The sequence below is a fragment of the Cutibacterium namnetense genome (assembly GCF_001642025.1).
GTDB lineage: Bacteria > Actinomycetota > Actinomycetes > Propionibacteriales > Propionibacteriaceae > Cutibacterium > Cutibacterium namnetense.
This window is the reverse complement of sequence record NZ_LWHO01000001.1, coordinates 220,573-242,765: the sequence shown is the minus strand read 5'-3', so window position 1 is coordinate 242,765 and position 22,193 is coordinate 220,573. Positions and strand designations below refer to the sequence as shown.

Below are 22,193 nucleotides of genomic sequence, written 5' to 3'. Positions count from 1 at the left end.
TTGCGTGAGTGCCGCCCCTTAACGTTCGTCGTAGTGAGACGCGACCTGGGGGAAGTACGCCCATCAATTCACGGTGGCGCGCCCCCGAGGTCTCCGGGGAACGAACCAGACCCACGGCTTCGTGGTTGAGCTGACTGCCCCTGCGCTACTCCCCTCGAGATCCTCAACCCATCCTGTGGCAATCAGGTATCAGAATGCCGGTCGTGCTTCGTGAAGTTGCAGCCAGGTAGATCATCACCCCGATTTCCACAGCTGGCCGGGGAAGGGAATGTGAAGGATAGGTCAGGTTCCGATAAGTAAGCCGTGTACTGGGCCTCAAACTAGGACGGAGCCGTTCATGATCCGTCGCAGAGCAGGCTCGGTGAACATTATTCTGGGTCGATGACGCCGGTGGAGGTGGGAAGCGAGCCACTCCAGGACAAACCTCGGGTTCTCGCGGAACATAGTTGGGGTGACATGAAGCACCTTCCAGCCGTGACGGTCCAAATGCGCTGAGCGCATCATGGTCGCTTCAAACCCTTCGATGGTCCCGTGCACCAATCGGCCGTCAATCTCTAAAGCCACCTTCTCAGCCTCGAAGGCCTGGTCCAGGTAGTAGTAGCGGTCACCCACACGAACCTTGTGATTTGGTTTGTGTCCTGTGATCCCAGTAGCACGCAGCATCCTGCCCATCTCCAGCTCTGGAATCGACCACGCGGCCAGACAGATGTCGGCCAGAGCAGCATCGACCTTGGCCTTGGGATACCGTCCTGTCAGGCTCTTACGAGCTTCTCGGCATGATTCGGGCGTCACGATTCGTTGCCGGAGAGCCTCACACACCCATTCCCACTCGCCCTGAACGGCCAGTATGAGAACCGACACTTCGGCAGTAGCGATGCGGACTTGCTCGCGCTCAGTGACAAACCGGTGCGGCATATGCCACCGACGCACTCGAATCCCCGGCCGAGTAAGACGCCGGGTCGTGGAAAAAGCCTCCACCTCGTTAACGCCGTAGAAGTCCATGGACCGGTTTGTGCCCGGGGCTTTCATCCCAAGCATGAGGAGGGCAGCCTTTCCCACCAGCACAATGTCGCGGTGCCATAACAATAACGCCCGGATAATGATCCTCGGGTCTCGGGCCAGCGCGGTCGCGGCGACCACCCCAGGCAGGATGCGGACGGCTTCCCCTCGAGCTACCGCCCGGTCGGCCTGGCCGCGCACATAGCTGTGCCGGTGGATGCGGGCAACGCCGCGTCGGTTGAGTCGTTCTCCAAGGTTCCTCACATCAAAAGTTGTCGTCGCGAGGGCCGTTTTCCGCCAACCAGTTTCGATTCTGTGGATAACCTCAGTCCGGAATCCCAACCAGCCTGTGGAAAATCGTCTCGTACCCCTGGCACCCGCTACCGGGGATGGCTCTGGGGACACTTACTACCCAGATCACCACACCGGGCTGGGAAACGATTGGAAAGAGACTGGAAAGAGACTGAAGAAGAGCGGCTGGAGAACGAGAAGAGGAGCGGCGAGTGGAAAACCCGTAGAGAGCGCTACGAAACTGGGTCTAAACGCACACAGGATCCTGCTAACGGTGACAGGCAAAGGCCAGGAGCCAGCGGCGGAGCCCCCGCCAGCCGTTGGCTACGTCCGAAGCCGAGGATCACTCCTCAAGTAGACCAGCTACCAGATCGGTCAAGGCCTCAGCCTGGGACTCAAAATTGAGCCCCGATTCAACTGCTCGACGCCCAGCACAGCCCATCTCCAGACACCGCTGCGGGTCTGCCAAGAGTTCACTCAAAGCATCTGCGGTAGCTGCGGCATCCTCAGTATCAACAAAAATCCCAGCCCCGTACCGGTCAAACATCTCGCGCCAGGCCGGGAAATCCGAGGCCGCAAATGGCACCTGGGACGCCATGTACTCAAACAATTTCGTCGGCAGCGACGCGACATAATTCGGCAGCGGTTTGAGGAAGACCAGCCCTATCTGAGCGCTGGCCAACACCTGCGGCACCTCAGTAGGGGCCACCAGCCCGAGGTGTTCCACAACCCCTTCTGCCACGGCTTGCTCCACCGTCTCCTGGCAGCGTGGCAGCACCCGTCCGGCCAGCACCAAATGGGCCTGTGGCACTTGCCGACGGACTTTGCGCGTCACCTCGATCATGAAGGAAAGTTTGCGCTCCTCCGACAGATCTCCGGCGTATGCTAGCCGCCCTGGCACCGGGTTCGGTGTCGCGTCGTAGTTGCCCAGCCACGGGTAATTGCGCACTACCGTCACTGGGGCGTGGTGGAACCTCTCCCCCACAGTCGGGGTCGCAGCCACAACGGCATCGGCGCTGCGCTCGGCTAGCCCCACGAGCCCGCGAGCGGCGATCTTAGCCAGCGGCCGTGTCACCGCGCCCAGGTACGGCTTAGTGTCGACCTGGCCGATGAGATCCTCATGGGCGTCGTAGAGCACCTTGCAGTGATGACGCCGACGCCACGTCAATGCCAGCGGAATAAGCTCCGGGTCGTGGATATGCAACACCTCCGGCTGGAGAGCCTGCAGGTGGTGCCATGCCTCCCGCTGACTGACGACAAGTCGGCGAATCCGACCTTCCTCGCGGTGTAAAGCGACCACGGGGACCCCTTGGTCGATCCCGTCACGGTCGGCGGAAATGACAAGGTGGTAGTCGTGACCAGCTGCGACAAGAGCCTTGGCTTCCTTGTTGAAAACCCGGTTGTCGTGGCCGTGATGAACTGTCGAGAGGGAGACGACTCTGCCGTGGCGGGGAGAATTCGCCATCAGGAGCGGTCTCGCTCGCCGGCTTTCAACAACACGTCGGCAACATTACGAGCGGCCTTACCGTCACCGTAGGGATGCCCCGGATCACTCTCGGGGTGCGGACGCGTGGCGTACTCAGCCAAGTGTTCGGCGTCGGGGTCCAGCACGTTCCAGCCGTTCTCGACAGTTTCCACCCACTCGGTCTCGGTGCGCACCGTCGTGCAGATAGTACCGAGCAGGAAGGCTTCCTTCTGCAAACCACCCGAGTCGGTGATGACGCCTGCGGCGTTGGTAACGGCGTTAACCATATCGGGGTACGCCAACGGATCAATGGTGGTGAGGTTACCGCGGGCGATGGTGATGCCGTCAGCCTCGGCGCGAGCGCGCAGGCGCGGGTGCACCGGCAGGATGACCTTACGATCTAGGCTGCCGAGGGCGTCAAGGATGTGGGCCAGGCGTTTGGGATCGTCGGTGTTGTCGGCACGGTGAATCGTCGCCATGACGTACTCCTCACCTGGCGCAACGCCGGGCACCGGACGCGGGTTGGCGAGGACGGAATCGCGCACCTGCAAGCACACATCGGTCATGACGTCCCCGACGAGAACTGCCCGGGAAGCCAGCCCCTCATCGGCCAGATGTCCCATGGCTACCTCGGTTGGCGCCAGGCACAAGTCCGCGGCGTGGTCAGTGAGGACGCGGTTGTGCTCCTCGGGCATGCGACGGTTGAAGGAGCGTAGCCCGGCTTCCAGGTGAGCTACCGGCAAGTGCATCTTGACCGCCGAAAGGGTGCCGGCAATGGTCGAATTGGTATCGCCATAAACAAGCACCCAGTCTGGGTCCATGTCCTCAAGCACCGGATCCAGCTGCTCGAGCATCCGGCCGGTCATGACGCCGTGAGAGCCGCCTCCTACGCCGAGATGCAGGTCTGGGTTCGGGATCCCGAGCTCGACGAAGAAGGAATCAGACATGTTGACGTCGTAGTGCTGCCCGGTATGGATGATCTTGTGCTCGATTCCCCCGGCAGCGAAGGCCTTGGCCACCGGGGCCAACTTCACGAACTGGGGGCGAGCCCCGACGATGCTCACGACACGCACGACGCAATCCTCTCGATGAGATGTCGGCCTCTCCTCGAGGCCACATGACAGCGCCCGAATCGGGGACTGGGCGCAACGCTGGCACTCTACCTTCCACTACTCACCGTGACGACCTGAACGATGGCGGCGTGCCGCATCATCGATGGTGTCCCGATACGCCTGCTCCATGAGGTCAAGGCTGTGCTCCCACGAATACGTCTCGACGACGTGGTCGCGGCCAGCCCCACCCATGCGCCGACGCAACTCGGCATCATCAACCAGCCGCATCAGTGCGCCAGCGCTGGCAATAACGTCACCGCGGGGGACGATCAGCCCCGTAACGTCTTCCTCGACGACTTCTGCCGGGCCATCCACATCGCTGACGACTACCGGAAGTCCACAGGCTCCCGCCTCGATGATCGCCACTCCAAAGGACTCCGAGTCCAGGGTCGATAGGGCGGCAAAGATGTCTAAACTGCCCAGGGCATCTCTGACCCCACAGTGGTCAATAGCACCGTGAAACTCCACTGAACTGTCCGGGACAAGACGGCGAGCCAAGACCTTGAGGGAGTCCTCGTCTGGGCCGTCGCCCCAAATGTGGAGACTGGTGTCAGGCCGTTCGTCATGGACCCGACTGAATGCCCGGATGAGTTCACCGATTCCGTACTTGGCGTGGAGGGCTTTGACGGTCCCGATACGTATGGTGTCCCCGTCACGCCGCTCGGTGGCAGGAGTGAGGGCATCGGTGTCGACACCGAACGGAGTGATGGAGATCGGCCTGTCCGTCGCCATGAGATCAGCAGTGACCTTGGCCATGCAGCGACTCGTGGAGGCGATACGGGTGGCGGCAGCCAAATTGGCCTGGACCATGTGCCGCATCAGGAGGTTGCGGCGAGGGGAGTCGTAGACGTCGCTCCCCCACACTGATAGCAGTGTCGGGGCGCCAATGTGGGCGAGGCGGGCAAGCAGACCATAGCCGGTCGCATAGTGGACGTTGACGATGTCAGGTTGCAGTCCGGCCGCCACCGATCGCAGCCAACCCGCATTGACGACGTACTTTGCCGTTCCGCCGTGTGGGGCCAGATGGATCTGGACTCGGGGGTCAATGGAGTGACAGCCCACCGGGTGTACTGATGCCAAGTAAACCTCGTGGCCTCGTTTGACCAGCCCATTGACCCATCGAACGGTGTGGATGGACGATGCCGCGCTAACGATGACTATCCGCACACCTCCCCCTCTCGTACCGCACTGCACACCGATGCCTACTTTCCTCAAGGCAGCGGCATACGTCACCCTACCGTGACTCACATTCGCCCAGGAACGGCATGGGGTGGGGCTAGTCTTCTCGTCCTTGCGGCGCCTTCCGAGGGCACGAGCTCGCCACCAGGACACATACCAGCCCCCCAAGTTGGTTCACCGACTGTACCAAGTAGGTGCTGTTGGCCAGTGAGAGCACCGGCATGGCAATGATGAGAGCAGCCCCCCACCATCGTCGCGACCGCCAGCATCGACCAACAGCTAGACACCAACAAACCGCAAAGAGGGCAGTAACGACCAACCCGTATTGGGAGGCAATTTCCAAGACTCCGTTATGGGGATCGGTCTTGCCATGCGGAAACCATCGTCTTGGCGCAGCCAAAATACTGGCCCGATACCCTCCTGGACCTGCCCCAAGCAAAGGGTGAGCCATGACCAGCGCAAGGCCCCAGGCCAGCAGGGTAGTCCTCACCGCGAAGGATGACGGGCCCTCATTGTTGTGGTGAATCAGCACACCGATGAACCTGTGCCATGTCAATCCGACTTGATCGAGGTGTGTCGCCACGATTACCACAGCGCCGGCCACAACCACACCGAGCAGCGCCCACCGCCATCGCGGAGCCGCCCACAACCGCACCATGACGGCCAACAGCAGCGCCGCGCAAACCAAACGACTGGCTGTCGCAACCAGCAGACCCAAACCGACCATCATCGTGACCGCGGCAACTATCCGCACCCACCGAACAGCGCTTCGTGAACCAACCACACCGACCCACACGGAGCCCACGGCCAGGAAAACCGCGTAGAGGTTGGGGTTGGTAAGCCACGTCGCCGGCTGATGGTAGAGCTCCGGATGGTTCCGCCACGCCCCGTCGGCGTAGGTGTCTAAATGTCGCGCGGTCAAGATTTCCCAGACCGCCAGCGGCACCCCCATCCAGACTGCCCCCGCCCAACCGATCGCAATATTGCGTAGGGCACGCTCACGGCGCAGGTGTCCGTCCGAGATGAGTCTGGCCACCGACCACGCCCCCATCAGGGCGAGACCGCCCCCCATCAGGCTCGAAAGATCCCGATACGGGCCTAACCGAATAGCGCCTACCGTGCCAACCACGGCCCACGCCACCGCAACAATCACGATGGCGCAGGCTGCGCGGCTGAATCGCCGTACCTGGGCGGGACGAATCCATCCCGTCACTGCACATCCGGCTAGCAACACCACCAGGATGCGGTAGCCGAATACACTCCCAACGCCAGCCCAGGGCCCCAGGAGAGCCGCTGGGGGCAGCAGTACCGACAGCCCCTCAACGAACTTGCTGAGGGAGCTGTCGGGGTGCTCAGGCCTCCCCGTCACCAACGACGATGACCTCGACGTCGCCCCATGCGGCCGGATCGACGACGTGACGACCGTCGACAAGCACCTTGATACCTGGCAGGTCAGCCGAGGTCAGCTCGGCGTACTCGGGGTGATCGGCCTGCAGCAGCGCGCCGTCGACGGGGTCGCCAATGTGGTACGCCTGGAAGCCAAACTTGCCAAGCTCCTCGTCGGTGAACATCGGGTCGTGGACGCTGACATCGGCGCCAGCCTTGGCAAGGATGTCGACGGTCGGGAAGACGCCAGAGAAGGCGGTCTCCTTGACTTTGCCCCGGTAGGAGGCACCAAGGACGACAACTTTCTTACCGGACAAGTCACCGAGCACCGAGGCGGCCTGGTCGACGCAGTACTGCGGCATCGTCATGTTGGCCTCACGGGCAGTGCGAACGATGGAGGCGTCCGGATCGGTCCATAGGTAGAGGCGCGGGTAGACGGGGATGCAGTGACCTCCGACGGCGATCCCGGGGCGGTGGATGTGGGAGTACGGCTGCGAGTTACAGGCGTCAATGACCTTGTAAACGTCAATGCCGTTGGCCGCAGCGTACTTACCGAACTGGTTAGCCAGGCCGATGTTGACGTCGCGGTAGGTGGTCTCAGCAAGCTTGGCCATTTCGGCGGCCTCAGCAGTACCCATGTCCCAGACGCCGTTCGCGCGAGGAAGGTCGTCACGATCGTCGAAGTCGAGAACCTGCTGGTAGAAGTCGATGCCTTTGGCGGTGCCCGCGTCGTTCAAGCCACCGACGAGCTTCGGGTAGCGGCGCAGGTCAGCGAAGACACGACCGGTGAGAACGCGCTCCGGGGAAAAGACAAGGTGAAAATCCTTGCCCTCGGTCAGACCGGAGATCTCCTCGATCATGGGCTTCCAGCGGTTGCGGGTGGTACCGACCGGCAGAGTGGTCTCATAGGAGATGAGAGTGCCGGGGGTGAGGTGCTCAGCCAGCGACTTGGTAGCGTTTTCCATCCAGCCGAAGTCCGGCTCCCAGGTCTCGTCGTTAACGAAGAGCGGTACGACGAGGACAATCGCATCTGCGCCGGGGATGGCCTTGGAATAGTCGGTGGTGGCGGTGAGCTTGCCTGCCGGTACAAGCTTCTTCAACTTCTCGTCAAGAAAAGCCTCACCAGGGAAAGGCTCGTTGCCCTTGTTGATCTCGTCCACGACGCGCTGCTGCACGTCGACGCCGATGACGTCGTGACCCTTCTCGGCGAACTGCACGGCCAGGGGAAGCCCGATCTTGCCCATGGCGACGACGGCAATTTTCATTCCTGAACTCCTTGGGATTCGCGAATACTCCGTCAGTCTATCCGGGCGCGGAACCCAGACGAGTCCGTGTTATGCTCACGCCGTCGCAACGATGCCCACACCAGGCCTCGACAAGGCCTTTCGCAGTCCGTAGTGGCGTCGAGTGGTAATCCCCAAGGAAGGCCCATGTATCCCGCCGAAAGACACAAGTGGCTGATCGATACCGCCCGCGAGACCGGTCGGGTATCAGTCGCCGAGGCGTCCACTGCACTGGGGGTGGTTCCGGAAACCATTCGCCGCGACCTCGACCAGTTATGCAATCACAAAATGCTGCGGCGGGTGCACGGTGGCGCCATCCCGATCGAGTTCGACTTGCTGGGCGACCAGCCGCTCGACACCCGGGACTCCTCGGCAGTGACGCAGAAGGAACAAATCGCCCGGGCGGCACTATCCCATCTGCCCAGCGACAAGGGGTCGATCATCCTCGACGCCGGGTCGACGACCGGGCGATTAGCGTCGATCATGCCCTCCACAAGGCGGTTCACCATCTTTACGAACTCGTCCCCGATCGCCAGTACGGTGGCTACCCACAGCAACTGTGACGTCCATCTGTTGGGAGGACGGCTGCGCCCCACTACCCAGGCCACCGTCGGTAATGTCGACACCATCTCTCGACTCCGCGTCGACGTTGCGTTTATGGGCACTAACGGCATTTCCCCGACGCACGGCCTATCCACTCCTGACGCCGATGAAGTCGCAACCAAGGCAGCAATGATTGCGAGCGCCCACCATGTTGTGGTTCTGGCCGACTCCCGAAAAATGGGCGCGGAATCGACGATGAGGTTCGCCCAGCTGAGCGACGTTGATGTCATTATCACCGACTCCGGGGTGACTCCTCATCAAGTCGAGATGCTGCACAAGGCTGGCGTCGACATCGTCATTGCCTGACCTGGGTCGCTGATAGCCGGCGTCACAGCCCGCGTTACCACCGGGGAGCGTCACCCCGGGTGCCGTGAGTACCGCTTCGATATGCTCCAGCGCGCGGTGTGGAAAACCGGGTGATGATCGCTTCGACGCCCACCACCCCTGGCAGTAGCCCCTGTCGTAAACCGGATTGCCACACCGATGTCTGGTACCTGGCCCAGCCCTCGCCCAGAGGAATCTGCACCATGAATGTCCGTATTAGTGTGTTCATATTGTTTCCTCTGTGCTTACGGGTTACGATATCACAGATTACAACATCACTGGTTCTCCCCAACCCGAGGACCGTTGGAAATGGCGACGAAGGAGTCCACGTGATTGTCACCGTCACGCTCAACCCGAGCATTGACCGCACAGCGCCCATATCTGGACCGCTACAGCGCGGCCAAGTGAACCGACTGGGCAGTGCCACCGAGATCGCCGCCGGTAAGGGAGTCAACATCTCCCGAGTCCTTCGTGGGGCTGGAGTCAAAACCTGCGCCGTGGTGCCAGCCGGAACCGAGGACCGCCTTACCCTCGGCCTAGGCCACGACAGCATCCCGCACCTAGCTGTACCCATTGCAGCAGCCGTGAGAACCAACCTCACCATCACTGAACCTGACGGCACCACAACCAAGTTCAACCAACCCGGGTCCTACCTCAACCCCGATGAACTGGCCGCAGTTGAAGAAGCCGTCGTCGAGAGGTCATCTGGCGCGCAATGGGTCGTACTGTCAGGATCCTTACCCCCGGGCGTCCCCACACATTGGTATGCCACGATGACCGACCGTCTCCATGAGGCCGGCGTCAAGGTCGCCGTCGACACCTCCGATCAGCCCCTCCAAGAATTGGCAGCCCGCCTCCCCTACCGTGCCCCTGACCTCGTCAAGCCGAATTCCGTCGAGCTCGGCCAGCTATGCGGGATTGACGGCGACTCTCTCGAGTCTGCCGCCGACGAGGGACAGTTCGACGACATTGTCGCCGCCGTCCGGGGCCTGCACGGCATCGCGGAGGTAATCGTCACCTTGGGCGGAACCGGCGCCCTCCTCGTCACCGAGCACGACGCCTGGCATGCCTGGCCAGACCCAATCGAGGTGAAGTCAACTGTCGGCGCCGGAGACTCCGCCCTGGCCGGATTCCTGCTGGCACGCACCCGCGGAGACCAGCCCGAAAACTGTCTGCGCACCGCCGTTTCCTGGGGCACAGCAGCAGCCGCTCTACCGGGGTCAACCATGCCGACCCCTTCTCAGGCCGACGCCATCCACGTCAGCCTCACCCACCTATAAGGAGACCCGGTGAACGCCCCTCTCATCACCCCGGAACTGGTATCCCTTGACGCCAACCTCGGTTCAACCAAGATCGAGGTCATCACCTCAGTCGCCGGAATCGTTGCTGCCGCCGGACGCGCCGACGCTGACGGCCTCGCCCGCGACGCTCTGGACCGCGAATCCACAAGCCCAACCGGTATGCCCGGCGGGTTCGCCATCCCCCACTGCCGCTCAGCCGCAGTGTCTCAGGCCTCCCTGGGGTTCGCCCGGCTGTCCCCCACCGTCGACTTCAATGGACCTGACGGTCCAGCCGACCTCATCTTTATGATCGCGGCGCCCGAAGACGGCGGCGCGGAGCATATGAAGCTCCTTACCGAGCTGGCTCGTGCCCTCGTCAAGCCTGAGTTCGTCGAACAATTGCGGCAGGCACCCGACGCGCAAACCATCGTCGACCTCGTCGGTGGAGTCGTCGAACCGAAGGAGGGAACCGCGCCAACCGCATCTGCAACGGCTCTTCCGCACACCGCGGCGACCAGCACCGCCACCGAGGCGCCCCGCATCGTCGCTATCACGGCCTGTCCCACCGGCATCGCCCACACCTACATGGCAGCCGACTATCTGACGGCTGCGGGAAAGAAGATGGGTGTTGACGTCAAGGTCGAACCCCAAGGATCCACCGCCACCGAGCCCCTCAGCGCCGCCGACATCGAGGCTGCCGACGCCGTTATTTTCGCCACCGACGTTGGTGTCAAGGGCCGGGAGCGCTTCGCTGGCAAGCCGGTCATTGAGTCCGGGGTCAAGCGGGCCGTCAACGAGCCGGAAAAGATGGTTTCTGAGGCCGTCGCCGCCGCCAAAGACCCGCACGCTCGTCGGGTCCCCGCCAGCCATAGTGAGCAGCAGGAGTCGAAACAGACTGGATCTCACACTGGCTGGGGCAAACGCATCCAGCAGGCCCTTATGACGGGCGTGTCCTACATGATCCCGTTCGTCGCCGCAGGTGGTCTGCTCATCGCCCTTGGATTCCTCTTTGGCGGATACGAGATCGCTCAAAACGGCATGGATATTGCCTTGCACAACACCTTGGGCAACCTGCCCATTCCAACCGCACATGCTCTCGGCGGATCGGCCACCATGACCTACATCGGCGCGATCCTCTTCGCCGTCGGGCAAGCAGCTTTCAGCTTCCTGCTACCCGCCCTCGCCGGATACATCGGCTTCGGGTTGGCAGACCGCCCTGGCATTGCCCCCGGTTTCGTAGCAGGTGCTGTCGCCGGGGTGACCGGGGCGGGATTCATTGGTGCCATCGTCGGTGGTCTGCTCGGCGGGCTCGTCGCCTACTGGTTCACCCGTATCAACCCGCCGCGCTGGCTGCGTGGCCTCATGCCGGTCGTCATCATCCCACTCATCGGATCCCTGATCGCCGGTGGGCTGATGTACGTCGTGCTGGGGCGTCCGCTGGCAGCCCTAACGAACGCCCTCAACAACTGGCTGGGCAGCATGAGCGGCGCCTCGGCCGTCATCCTCGGAATCATCCTGGGACTCATGATGTGCTTCGACCTTGGCGGCCCCATCAACAAGGCGGCTTACCTTTTCGCGACGACGAACCTCGCAGTTACCAACATCGGATCCCTCAAGGTGATGGCGGCCGTCATGGCCGCGGGGATGGTTCCCCCACTGGCCATGGCACTGTCAACGACCCTGCGTCCGAAGCTCTACCAGCCTGCCGAGCGTGAAAACGGCACCGCTGCCTGGCTGCTGGGGGCCTCCTTCATCTCCGAGGGCGCCATCCCGTTCGCGGCTGCCGATCCGCTACGAGTGATCCCGTCGATGATGGCCGGAGGTGCAATCACAGGTGCCCTATCAATGGCTCTCGGTGCCGCTTCGAAAGCTCCCCATGGCGGAATCTTCGTCTTCTTTGCCATTGATCGGGCCTGGGCCTTCGTTCTGGCTATCGTCGTCGGCACCCTCGTGGCAGCCTTGCTCGTAACCGTTCTTAAAGCCTCAGCCCGGCGCAAAGCCACGGCTTCCGCCTGAAACCACCACACCACAACCCCGAAAGGAACACCATCATGGCCAGTAAAACCGTCAAGGTCGGATCCTCCGTCGGACTCCACGCCCGTCCCGCCGCCGTCATCTCGCAGGCCGCTGCCAAGCTCGGCTCGACCGTCACCCTAGCTACCGAGGGAGGCGAGCCGATTGACGCTAAGTCCGTGCTGCTCATCATGACCCTCGGCGCTAACGGAGGTGACCCGGTGACGGTTACCGGGGATAGCGAGGACGACGTCAACACAATTGCTGACCTGATTGCCTCTGACCTCGACGCGTAAATGAGCCTCCGCAATGGGGCCGCTGTCATAGTGACTCGGCCCCATTGGCATCAGTGCCGAACCTCAGAAAGTGGCCACCGACCCGGAATCGACACGGTAGTTCGATCCGTTAACGAAGGAGGCCTTGTCTGAGCATAGGAAAGCGATGATGGCAGCCACCTCTTCAGGCTCGCCGCGCCGCTTGAGCTCCATATAGGGGCGCTCCTCGTTGAGGAAGGACTCGACGGCTTCGTCAAAGCTAACGCCAAGCTCTTTGGACCGCTTATTCATCATGGCGTCAGTCATCGGGGTGTGGATGAAAGCCGGAGAGACGGCGTTGACGAGCAGCCCCTCGCGGGCATAGGTCCGCGACAGCCCCTTAGCGAGGGCCAATACTCCGGCCTTAGCAGCGCAGTAGGGGATCTCGTCGTCGTAGGGCTGGACACCATCCTCAGAAGCCAGCAGCACGACACGCCCCCAGCCACCGGTGCGCAAATCGCCGAGAAACTCGCGCAGTACCCGCACCGGGCCCATGAGGTCAATGTCAAGGGTGGAACGCCAGCCCTCTTCATCGATCTCGTGGAATTTACCCTGGGCTCCGGTCACACCGGCCGACTGGACGAGGATGTCAATCGGGCCGAGGGCATCCCTCACGTGCTGGTGCAGCTTCGCCAGAGAATCGACGTCAGTAACGTCAGCAGGGAAGGCAACCAGGCGGTCATCAGGAGCATCGAGAGCCTGCGCCGCCTGAGTGAGCTCGTCAGGGTGGAGGTCGGTGATGGCGACTTTGGCCCCCTCGGCGAGGAGGAGCTTCGCGGTATGCCAGCCAATACCCGAATCAGCGCCGGTGATAAGTGCAGTGCGTCCATTAAGTCCAAGATCCATGAATTCTCCTAGTGGTCAGTTGATGGCGGTCGAGAGATCCTCGGGCGGATCGGCAAGCACCGTGACAGCCTCGTCAGTGCGTCCGGGGAGGTTCCACAGCAGCACGCCGACCGGCTTACCGCTAGACAGGTAGTAGGCGACCTGCCCCTCACCGACTTTCACCGAGACGGTCTCGAGGCTGGAGTCGAGGGTGCCGACTGCCTCCCAGCGCACCCCGAAGACCTGTGAGTACATCATTGGGGTATGGGTGTAGGAGCCTTCTGATCCCGCCATGAAGCGTCCAGCTGCTTTGCCCATCGTGGTGGCATTGTCCACATGCTCGACGCGAGTGCGGCCCAGCACCGGATCGGGATAGTTAGCGATATCTCCAGCAGCCCAGATGGCCGGATCGTTGGTGCGCAACCTCTCATCAACGACCACCCCATCAGCAACGGTAAGACCAGCTTCCTCGGCCAACCTAGTGACCGGGGATGCCCCCAAAGCCGCGATGACATCATCAGCCTGGAGGATGGTGCCACCGTCGAGGATGACCTCGGCGGCCTCATTCTTGCGCACCGAGCAGACGCGCCTGCCAGTGACCAGGTGCACCCCAGCATCGGCGAAAAGTCTCTGGTACTCAGACGCAATCTGGGCCGGGAATTGTGAACCACCCAGCGTCGGATCGGGGGTGACGAGGCTGACCTCGCAACCCTGCTGGACGAGACCCGCGGCAAGTTCGGCACCGATATAGCCGCCGCCGACGACCACGAACCGGTGACCGGGCTGGGCCAGCCCACGCAGCTTCTGGTAGTCACGAGCGGACCGGAAGTAGACAACGGCATCGCCGTCATCATCAATGCGCGACGGGGTAAGACCGGTGGCCAACAACAACTTTTGGTAGCCGAATACTTGGCCGGACGTAGTCAAAACGGTCTTGGCGTCGCGGTCGATGCTAAGCACCTCCGTGCCGAGTCTCAGTTCCGCGCCAGTATCAGCGACGGTAGCGAGATCGGCCTGGTCCCAGGTGAACTCGGGATCGGTCCACAGCTTCTTACTCAGAGCTGGCCGCGGATATGGAGCGTCGACGTCGGCGCTGATAATGGCGATCGACCCTTTCTTGTCGATGTCACGAATACCGCGGGCGGCAGAATCAGCCGCCATCCCGCCACCGACGATGAGGTACTGGTACGTCGTCATATGTGCTCCCAAGATGGGGTTCATCGTCGAAACGATGCGTACATAAGCCACGGTAGCCAGTCACCCCTGACGCTTCGAGGGTTCCAGCGAGCTTTCGCACTGGGCCAAGCTTCATATGGCATATCGGCATGCAACGGCATGGCCTGCCACGTGGAGTGGCAGCCCTCGCCATCAGAAACCCGATTACCACACCACGCGAAAACCTCTGACAAGGCACGAGGCCCGCCCCGGACCGGGCGAGCCTCGCAATGGGTTGGTAACTAGGTCAGGCGCTGTCGGCAACCGAGTCGACATCTTTCATCTTCGCCTGAGTCCACGGAGCGATCACGAAGAGCACCACCGCTACGAGGATCGTCACGATACCTAGGCCGTAGTAAAACACCACATCGCCCAGGTTTTTGGTGCGCTCGATCGTCACCGAGGCGAGGCCTTGGCCACAGGCTGAGGCAAGCAGCCACAGAGTCATATTCTGGGATGCGAACTTTTTCGGGGCCAATTTGGTTGCTGTTGACAGGCCGATTGGATTCATGAACAGCTCCGCAACAGTCTGGATGACGAAGACCACCGCCAGGAACCACCACGGTGCGAGCATGCTCCCACCTGGCCAGCTCTGGAATCCGAACCCCATTATGAGGGCGGTTATACCAATAATGAACACCGAGATAGCGAACTTCTGCGGGGTATTGGGGAACTTCCCCTCTCTGCGCCGGAACCACATGCCAAGCAGGCCGGCCAGGATCAAGACGGCAGCCGGGTTGATCGTCTGGTACTGCTCGGGCTCCACCGACCACGACCCAACGATGTGTCCATCGGTGTTGTCCTTAGCAAAGGTGGCCATCTTGCCAGCCGCCTGCTCGAAGATCATGGTGAAGAGCACTTGGCCCACCCACAACGGCACAAATGCCCACAGATGGCCACGCTCACGATCAGTGACCTTCGGGGAACGGAACATCGTCAAGAAGTAGCTCAGTGCCGTCACCGAAGCAAAGACGAACAGGGAGTAGGCGATCGCCGAAGTCCACTCGCCCAGCAGAGCCTTGAACCCAATAGCGAGAACGACACCGATGACGACGATGCCCAGCGCGCGGAACACCATCCGGCGACCCTCGCCGGGGGCCAGCGGATTGGGGATGTCGAAGGCGAACTCACGCAGTTTAGAGCGACCGTGGAAGAAAGCGATCAACCCCAGGGCCATACCGATGGCAGCGGCGATGAAACCCACATGGTAGCCGTAGTGGTCCTTGAGCAGTCCGGTAACGATCGGTGCGAAAAGGGATCCAATATTGATCGACATGTAGAAGTACAGGAAGCCCTGATCACGCCGGGGGTCGCCATCATCGTAAAGACCGCCTACCACCGTGGACAGGTTCGGCTTGATAAATCCGGTGCCAATGGCAATGCAAATGAGGCCGATCCACGACGTCACCACCTGCGGAATGGCGAGGATGACGTGACCCGTCATAATGATGAGGCCGCCCCACAGGGTGGACATCCACGGTCCAAGGATGCGGTCGGCGAAGATGCCACCAGGAATCGTCATCAACAACACTGCAGCGCCGTAGGACGCCATGACGACCTGGCCGGCGTTGACCGGCAGCCCCAGCCCACCGTGGGCCAGAGTGTCGGTGATGAAGTAGACGAGGATGGCCCGCATGCCATACCAGGAGAACCGCTCCCACATCTCCACCTGGAGCATCCACGGCAGGCCGCCGGGGTGGCCTAGGAATGACTTGTCGTCGCGCGAGGATCCTGTCACCAGATGCTTAGGCCGGAAGCCCCGTGCCTTGGTGGTAGCGGCGACACCTTCTGCGTCGGCATCAAGCGGTTCGAGGGACATCTTCCCTTCCTTTCCGATGTTATTGAGGTGCCAAGAGGCCCTCCAAGACAATGGTTCGGAACTTCCCCGGGGGGATGATCAACCTGTACCCAGGCGGTGACGCCTGTGTTCATCGCATCGCGACAGCGTCGTCACAAACGTGAATTAATGACGAGGATAGGCTAGTACTGAGTGCTACCCGCGCGCGACCGGGAGCTACAACATCATGCGACGATTTTCTCCTCGCAGCAGTCCGAATCAGCTTCGCCAACCTCACCGCCGGTGGTCACCAACCGACAGAGCGCCAAGGTGAAGATCCACCAGAACAGCGCTACTGGGAAATTCTTGATGAGGTAAGTGTCCATGAGGAAAGCCGGCATTGTCGCAAGCACGCCCAAAGATAAGACGGGGTAGCCGCCACGAATTCCCTTGACACACACCACGATGACAGTCCCCAGGCACACCAAGACCAGGGCCAGCCCGATCACACCGAGCTCACCGACAACCTGGACGATGAGACTATGGGCGTGTGGGAGGCTGTACCCGTAAAGAGTTCGGCGCATCCCGTGAGATGATTCGGGCATAAAGGTGGACTCGACAGCGAACCATGGCCAGATTGTTCCGTAGCCGGTCCCCACCAGGAAATGGCTCGGCGAATCCACTACAACGCGTCCCGCTAATGCCCAAGTTCGCGCACGCGCCGGATCGACAAGAGACCCGGTACGAACCGTTGACATCAGCCATACAGCTATCCCTGACGCCATAATTCCCGACGTTGCGATGATGGTCCACTGTTTCCGGCTTCGCGTCCGGTGAGGACACCCGAAAAGTACCAGCCCGACGACAAACAGCGCCAGACTAATGATTCCGGCGCGAGACCCGGATGCTGCCAAACAAGCAAGGTGACTGATGGCAGCCACGCTGGAAATGATCATGTGCCGGTGTCGTATCACAGCGTCCACAGCAACGGCCAGGGCCAGGATGAGAAGGACGTGACAGATCGCGGCTCCACCGAGTCTGGTGGCAACCCGCCATCCGGTGGTGTTTCCTTCGGCGTACTCGCGAACGAGGTCAATCGGATTGACGATGGCCATCAGCATCGATAGCCGCCACAGCGCACCTTCAAGGTTCCCCACTGCGATCATCCGGCACGCGAAAATAGCCGCGAGAAGGGTCACCGTCGCCTCCGCCAAGGGCATCACTAGGGCATATAGCGGAAGATCCCGGGTAACTCCCATGGAATCGTCGTAGATGAGATGCTCGTGGAACGGGATCGAGGTCGCAGCCCATGCCAATAGGGCCACGAAACTGCACGTCACGATGGTGAGGGAACGGGACCATTCGCGCAGTGCCGGTACCCGACGGACGTCCCGCACGATGCACAACACTTCGAGCACCAAAGCCGCTACAGCAAACAGCGGGAGCATCAACTGGCACGCGCCGTTATCGAAGATGGGCTGGGCCACCGTTATGAAGGTGCAGGTGATGAACAAGCACGCGACGACCACCTCGGCCGCCGCACTGAACCATTGAGTCGGGGCAACCGAGCGTAATACCGTTACGGCCGACGAGCCGTCGGGGGAATCGTGAAGACGAAAGATGGAAATCATTCTACCTGTGGGGCAGCTGGCCGCTCCGAGACGCAGGAAAAACCGAGCGGATGGACAAGAGTCGGGCCGGACCTAGCGGCCCGGCCCGACTACGATCGTTACGTCAGGAGACCTTGACAAACTCGCCGCTAGCGGCAGAGCTGATCATCGCCTCACACACCTGGACGACCTTGGCGCCCTGGGTCATCGTCACGATGTCGGATTCCTTACCCAGCACGGCGTCACGGAAGTTTTCGTGCTCGGTGCGCAGGGGCTCGGGCTTCGGGATCGCGAACCTGGTGACGTCACCCTCGGCAACGCCGCGGAAGTTGGCGATGTCGTCCCATACCGTCGCAACCTTGGCGTTGGAGTAGAAGGTGAGGTCGGCGGTCAGGGTGTCCGCTACGAACATCCCCTTCTCGCCGGTCACGAAGGTGCGACGCTCCTTGGCGGGGGTCAACCAGTTGACGAGGTGGTTGCTCATGAGCCCACCCGAGAGCTGGCACGTCGCCGAAACCATATCTTCGTAATCGCGGCCAGCTTTGAACATGGTGCGGGCGGCGACCAGCTCGAACTCACGCTGGGTGACCCAGGCGGTGAGGTCGATGTCGTGGCTTGCGAGGTCCTTGACAACGCCGACATCGGCGATACGGGCCGGGAACGGCCCCTGACGGCGGGTAGCCACCTGGTAAAGGTCACCGAGGTCACCGTTCTCCAGACGCTTGCGCAGCGATTGCAAGGCCGGGTTGTACCGCTCGATGTGGCCGACCGCGCCCACCAGACCCTTGCTCTCAAAGGCCTCAGCCAAACGAGTCGCAGCCGCAGTGTCGTAGGCCAACGGCTTCTCGATAAGGGCGTGAACCCCCGCCTCAGCTAGCTTGAGACCAATTTCCTCGTGGAATTTCGTCGGGGCAGCCACGACGCAGTAGTCGACACCCGCCTCAATGACCGCATCGACGTCGGGAAGGACAGGCAGGTCACCGGCGACCCCAAACGGGTCCTTACCGGAGGCATCCGCGATCGCGACCAGATCGACACCATCAATGGCGCGCAAGTTGCGGACGTGGTTCTTGCCCATCGATCCGATACCGACCATGCCGGCGCGCAGATTCGCCATCAGGCACCTGCCTTCGCACAGGCATTGACGCCGGCGACGATGCGCTCCAGGTCAGCCTGGGACAGCGAGGGATGAACCGGCAGCGAGACACACTCGGCGGCGACCTTCTCGGTGTTCGGCAGCTCCAAGCCCGGGGCGTAGGGAGCGAGGGAAGGCAGACGGTGGTTCGGAATCGGGTAGTAGACGCCCGAACCCACCTGATGCTCATCCTTGAGGGCGGCGACGAAGCGGTCACGCTCCTCACCGCTGACCCCCTCGAGACGGATCGTGTACTGGTGGTACACATGCACATAACCCTCCGGCACGGTGGGGGTGACGGCCTCAGTGATGTTCGCAGACAAGAATGCCGCGTTCTCCTGACGGGTCTTCGTCCAGCCGGCCAGCTTGGTCAGCTGCACCCGACCGATGGCGGCGTGGATGTCGGTCATGCGGTTGTTGAGACCGACGTACTCGTTGGCGTAACGCTTCTCCATGCCCTGATTGCGGAGCATGGCGGCCTTACGGGCGATCTCCGGGTCAGAGGTGGTGATCATGCCGCCCTCACCCGAAGTCATGTTCTTAGTCGGGTAGAAGGAGAAGGCTCCAAAGGTGCCAAAAGTACCGACATGCTTGCCGTCGATGCTGGCAGCGTGGGCCTGAGCACTATCCTCAAAAATCTTGAGACCGTGCTTGTTCGCAATCGCAAGAATCTCCGACATATTAGCCGGGAGGCCGTAAAGGTGCACCGGCATGATCGCGGCGGTCTTGTCGGTGATGGAGGCCTCGATAGAAGCCGGGTCGAGGGTAAACGTAACCGGATCGACGTCGGCGAAAACCGGCTTGGCGCCAGACAAGGCTACCGAGTTGCCGGTGGCGGCGAAGGTGAAAGACGGGACGATGACCTCGTCGCCCTCACCGATGCCAGAGGCCAGCAGGCCGATGTGAAGAGCTGAGGTTCCCGAGTTGACGGCGACGCAATGCACACCGTCGACAACCTGAGAGGAGAACTCCTCCTCGAAGGCGTGGACCTGTGGGCCCTGAGCGACCATGCCGGAGGCAATAACCTCGTCGACGGCCTTACGCTCGTCGTCGCCGAGGATCGGCTTAGCGGGAGGAATGAACTGAGCGGTCACGTGAAAGCTCCTAACTATTCGGACGGGAGGTCCGGTTTGTGGGTGCCGCAGCACCCACGACGGGGATATTGGGGGACGACAGCCTCAGGCCTGCTCGCCCTCGCTGATCAGGGTCAGCGTATCGGTGGCAGGGTCCTCGACGAACCGATCTCCAGTACGCGAATCGATCCACGCGTTCTCACCGTCGGGATCCAGCGGGAATCCAGAACGGCCCACCCACTTAATGCGACGGGCCGGAACACCAGCCACTAGGGCATACGCCGGGACATCTTTGGTGACGACCGAGCCGGCAGCCACCGTAGCCCACTCACCAATAGTGACGGGCGCAATGCACACCGAGCGGGCGCCAACAGAGCAGCCACGCTTGCAGGTCACGCCCACCTGCTCCCAATCGTCAGCAGATTTGAGGGAGCCGTCGGGGTTGATAGCACGAGGGAAATGGTCGTTGGTCAGCACCACTGCCGGGCCGATGAAGACCCCGTCTTCCAGCTTCGCGGGTTCGTAGACCAGCGCGTAGTTCTGAATCTTGCAGTTATCGCCGACGTGGACACCCTCGCCGATGTAGGCACCACGACCCACGACGACGTTCTGCCCGAGGACGGCCTCGCTGCGAACTTGGGAGAGATGCCAAATCGACGAACCGTCGCCGATGGTCACACCGTCATCCAAGTCGGCGGTGTCGATGATCCGTGGTTCACCCATGTGGGACGCCTTTCATGCCGGTTACATCGGGGCTAGCTTACTCGCGCTAACCCGACAGGCCCGTCGGCCCCCGCCCGGCGATGCTGAAAAGCCCGGTGCGGTCGCCCACTCTCCAACCGATTCAACACGCGGATGTCACTAGTCTGCCTGGCTACGCTGTGTAGCATGCACTAACGTGAGCAGCCTTCCCTCTGAACCGACCGTCGCACAATCTGAGTCCTCCGCCGTTGAGCGCGGAGCCACCGCGGATTCCTCTAACCAGCCAACGAGCCCGTACGACGCGGGCCAGCCGATCGATCTGCTCGGGTTCCTCAAGGGGCTGGGGCATCACTGGATCGCCGGCCTCATAACCTTCATCGTTGTCGCCGGGCTCCTCGTCGGCTATTCCCTCCTCCTGTCGCCCAAGGACACCGTAGGAACGGTCGCCGCCCACGCCCATGTGATGGTCACACTGCCCGAACCCCGCACCGAAGCACAGGCCACCGTCGAGTCAGCCACCGTTGATCAGATCATGAGCAACTATATCGCTCTCGACGCCCCCACCCCCATCGTCAACGCCGCCCTGAAAAAACTCCACGATGGAACGACCGCAGACGACCTCAAGGCGGCCGCCTCGGTGTACTGGGGTGGAGGCGGCACCGTCATTGCCGTCTACGCCATGGGAACCAACCAGAACCAGGCAATCAGGCGCGCCAACGCCTACGCCCGCGCATTCGCCGAAAAGGCGAACGATCTGATCCCCAGCTCCCTCGACGGCCTCCCGCTGCCGAAGCTGACCTTCATCCAGCCGGCCTTCCCCTCAGACCCCAACCCGAAAGCTCCAGCAACCAACATGACCAGCAACAAGCTCTCCTCCCCGATAGTGGGTGTGCTTGCCGGCCTGGTCCTCGGACTGCTCGTCATGGGCGTCCTGGAATACCGCTCCTCACGCCGTTCCAGGCCCTCCCGCTGACCGTTTGGTGTGCGCCTCGGCGTCCGGAACTAGGACCGGACGTCCAGTACCGTTCGCTGCAACAGTTTCTGCAGTGATGCAGCTAGCGGCAACAAGGTAAAGCCAGGTCACGTGATACCGCAGAGTTGATGATGGAACGACCCCAAGCGCGGGGAAGAGCATCACGACGGTGAGCCCGAAGGCCGTCTGCCAGTCGGCCGCAGGTCGACGCGGCAGGAACCCACGGACCAGGATCCACAACCAACAGACCACGAAGAGGATCATCGCGATCACTCCGTAGCGAAGGATGATCTCCAACAGTAGATTGTGCGGATCCATGAGGACGCCTCCGAACAGCGCCGATGCACGGGCTTGATACTCCGACAGCGAGCCGTATCCGAGGAGCAGGGCCACCGGATCAGACAACGTCATCGACAACGCGTTAGCCATGATGGTGCCACGCTCCGCCGTGGAGTGGTCTTGGACGTAGGGACTCGTCCACAGCCCAGCGCCCAGCACGAGGACAAGCGCTCCACCCCAGAAGAAGGCACGCACCCCCATAGCGGCTGTGTGGAGACGACGAACGTTGAGGACAAACAACAGGATGACGGCACAGATGCAACCTAAGAGGGCACCTCGCGACCCGCCGATGAGG

At 61.8% G+C, this 22,193-nt stretch carries 19 protein-coding genes; 5 read left to right on the top strand and 14 right to left on the bottom strand.

Annotated elements, in window-relative coordinates; genetic code table 11:
* Positions 1–315 precede the first annotated feature (315 nt).
* From A5483_RS01000 to A5483_RS00975, 6 genes are all read right to left on the bottom strand, one after another.
* Positions 316–1,263 (bottom strand): endonuclease domain-containing protein, encoded by a 948-nt coding sequence (locus tag A5483_RS01000; RefSeq protein WP_063810752.1) that lies wholly within the window; start codon positions 1,261–1,263, stop codon positions 316–318.
* A 370-nt stretch (positions 1,264–1,633) separates the two neighbouring features.
* Entirely contained in the window at positions 1,634–2,755 is a 1,122-nt protein-coding gene (locus A5483_RS00995) for a glycosyltransferase (RefSeq protein WP_063810751.1), read from the bottom strand.
* Entirely contained in the window at positions 2,755–3,828 is a 1,074-nt protein-coding gene (gene wecB, locus A5483_RS00990; RefSeq protein ID WP_002550222.1) for a non-hydrolyzing UDP-N-acetylglucosamine 2-epimerase, read from the bottom strand. The genes A5483_RS00995 and wecB overlap by 1 nt, the downstream gene beginning before the upstream one ends.
* Positions 3,829–3,924: 96 nt before the next feature.
* Positions 3,925–5,034, bottom strand: coding sequence for a glycosyltransferase (locus A5483_RS11030; protein ID WP_082863952.1), 1,110 nt, complete (start codon positions 5,032–5,034; stop codon positions 3,925–3,927).
* Between the two features lie 109 nt (positions 5,035–5,143).
* Complete coding sequence (locus A5483_RS00980) at positions 5,144–6,415, bottom strand: O-antigen ligase family protein (RefSeq protein WP_063810750.1); 1,272 nt, start codon at positions 6,413–6,415, stop codon at positions 5,144–5,146.
* Positions 6,399–7,697 (bottom strand): nucleotide sugar dehydrogenase, encoded by a 1,299-nt coding sequence (locus tag A5483_RS00975; RefSeq protein ID WP_063810749.1) that lies wholly within the window; start codon positions 7,695–7,697, stop codon positions 6,399–6,401. The genes A5483_RS00980 and A5483_RS00975 overlap by 17 nt, the downstream gene beginning before the upstream one ends.
* Positions 7,698–7,862: 165 nt before the next feature.
* Between A5483_RS00975 and A5483_RS00970 the strand changes: the two genes are divergently transcribed.
* The 4 genes from A5483_RS00970 (at position 7,863) to A5483_RS00955 (ending at position 12,231) form a co-directional block, all read left to right on the top strand.
* Positions 7,863–8,624 carry a DeoR/GlpR family DNA-binding transcription regulator gene (locus A5483_RS00970; protein WP_002550120.1) on the top strand — a complete coding sequence of 254 codons (762 nt, stop codon included), beginning with the start codon at positions 7,863–7,865 and terminating at the stop codon, positions 8,622–8,624.
* Positions 8,625–8,971: 347 nt separating this feature from the next.
* Complete coding sequence (locus A5483_RS00965) at positions 8,972–9,922, top strand: 1-phosphofructokinase family hexose kinase (RefSeq protein ID WP_063810748.1); 951 nt, start codon at positions 8,972–8,974, stop codon at positions 9,920–9,922.
* A gap of 9 nt (positions 9,923–9,931) precedes the next feature.
* Positions 9,932–11,938: a PTS fructose transporter subunit IIABC gene (locus A5483_RS00960; RefSeq protein ID WP_063810747.1), complete on the top strand. Its 2,007-nt coding sequence runs from the start codon at positions 9,932–9,934 to the stop codon at positions 11,936–11,938.
* Positions 11,939–11,973: 35 nt separating this feature from the next.
* Complete coding sequence (locus A5483_RS00955; RefSeq protein WP_002550093.1) at positions 11,974–12,231, top strand: HPr family phosphocarrier protein; 258 nt, start codon at positions 11,974–11,976, stop codon at positions 12,229–12,231.
* A 63-nt stretch (positions 12,232–12,294) separates the two neighbouring features.
* On the opposite strand, the gene A5483_RS00950 is transcribed toward A5483_RS00955, so the two are convergent.
* The 7 genes from A5483_RS00950 to A5483_RS00920 form a co-directional block, all read right to left on the bottom strand.
* Entirely contained in the window at positions 12,295–13,095 is an 801-nt protein-coding gene (locus A5483_RS00950) for an SDR family NAD(P)-dependent oxidoreductase (RefSeq protein ID WP_063810746.1), read from the bottom strand.
* Positions 13,096–13,110: 15 nt separating this feature from the next.
* Positions 13,111–14,295, bottom strand: coding sequence for an NAD(P)/FAD-dependent oxidoreductase (locus A5483_RS00945; protein ID WP_193790405.1), 1,185 nt, complete (start codon positions 14,293–14,295; stop codon positions 13,111–13,113).
* A gap of 241 nt (positions 14,296–14,536) precedes the next feature.
* Positions 14,537–16,108 (bottom strand): peptide MFS transporter, encoded by a 1,572-nt coding sequence (locus tag A5483_RS00940; protein WP_002550157.1) that lies wholly within the window; start codon positions 16,106–16,108, stop codon positions 14,537–14,539.
* Between the two features lie 203 nt (positions 16,109–16,311).
* Positions 16,312–17,697: an O-antigen ligase family protein gene (locus A5483_RS00935; protein ID WP_002550224.1), complete on the bottom strand. Its 1,386-nt coding sequence runs from the start codon at positions 17,695–17,697 to the stop codon at positions 16,312–16,314.
* A gap of 103 nt (positions 17,698–17,800) precedes the next feature.
* Positions 17,801–18,793 carry a Gfo/Idh/MocA family protein gene (locus tag A5483_RS00930; RefSeq protein WP_002550138.1) on the bottom strand — a complete coding sequence of 331 codons (993 nt, stop codon included), beginning with the start codon at positions 18,791–18,793 and terminating at the stop codon, positions 17,801–17,803.
* Complete coding sequence (locus tag A5483_RS00925; RefSeq protein WP_002550091.1) at positions 18,793–19,905, bottom strand: DegT/DnrJ/EryC1/StrS family aminotransferase; 1,113 nt, start codon at positions 19,903–19,905, stop codon at positions 18,793–18,795. The genes A5483_RS00930 and A5483_RS00925 overlap by 1 nt, the downstream gene beginning before the upstream one ends.
* 84 nt (positions 19,906–19,989) lie before the next feature.
* Complete coding sequence (locus tag A5483_RS00920) at positions 19,990–20,607, bottom strand: acyltransferase (RefSeq protein WP_002550165.1); 618 nt, start codon at positions 20,605–20,607, stop codon at positions 19,990–19,992.
* Positions 20,608–20,782: 175 nt separating this feature from the next.
* Between A5483_RS00920 and A5483_RS00915 the strand changes: the two genes are divergently transcribed.
* Positions 20,783–21,559, top strand: coding sequence for a YveK family protein (locus A5483_RS00915; protein WP_063810744.1), 777 nt, complete (start codon positions 20,783–20,785; stop codon positions 21,557–21,559).
* Here A5483_RS00915 and A5483_RS00910 read toward each other — a convergent pair.
* Positions 21,533–22,193, bottom strand: a 661-nt coding sequence (locus A5483_RS00910) for an O-antigen ligase family protein (RefSeq protein WP_193790404.1), incomplete at its 5' end; no start/stop codon positions are given. The two genes, A5483_RS00915 and A5483_RS00910, sit on opposite strands and share 27 nt — an antisense overlap.

Bases quoted from the DNA above. Each gene is read 5' to 3' on its own strand.
- A5483_RS00930 (WP_002550138.1), bottom strand. From the start codon at position 18,793: ATGGCGAATCTGCGCGCCGGCATGGTCGGTATCGGATCGATGGGCAAG.
- A5483_RS00975 (WP_063810749.1), bottom strand. From the start codon at position 7,697: ATGAAAATTGCCGTCGTCGCCATGGGCAAGATCGGGCTTCCCCTGGCC.
- A5483_RS00920 (WP_002550165.1), bottom strand. From the start codon at position 20,607: ATGGGTGAACCACGGATCATCGACACCGCCGACTTGGATGACGGTGTG.
- A5483_RS00995 (WP_063810751.1), bottom strand. From the start codon at position 2,755: ATGGCGAATTCTCCCCGCCACGGCAGAGTCGTCTCCCTCTCGACAGTT.
- A5483_RS00970 (WP_002550120.1), top strand. From the start codon at position 7,863: ATGTATCCCGCCGAAAGACACAAGTGGCTGATCGATACCGCCCGCGAG.
- A5483_RS00945 (WP_193790405.1), bottom strand. From the start codon at position 14,295: ATGAACCCCATCTTGGGAGCACATATGACGACGTACCAGTACCTCATC.
- A5483_RS00940 (WP_002550157.1), bottom strand. From the start codon at position 16,108: ATGTCCCTCGAACCGCTTGATGCCGACGCAGAAGGTGTCGCCGCTACC.
- A5483_RS00955 (WP_002550093.1), top strand. From the start codon at position 11,974: ATGGCCAGTAAAACCGTCAAGGTCGGATCCTCCGTCGGACTCCACGCC.
- A5483_RS00935 (WP_002550224.1), bottom strand. From the start codon at position 17,697: ATGATTTCCATCTTTCGTCTTCACGATTCCCCCGACGGCTCGTCGGCC.
- A5483_RS00950 (WP_063810746.1), bottom strand. From the start codon at position 13,095: ATGGATCTTGGACTTAATGGACGCACTGCACTTATCACCGGCGCTGAT.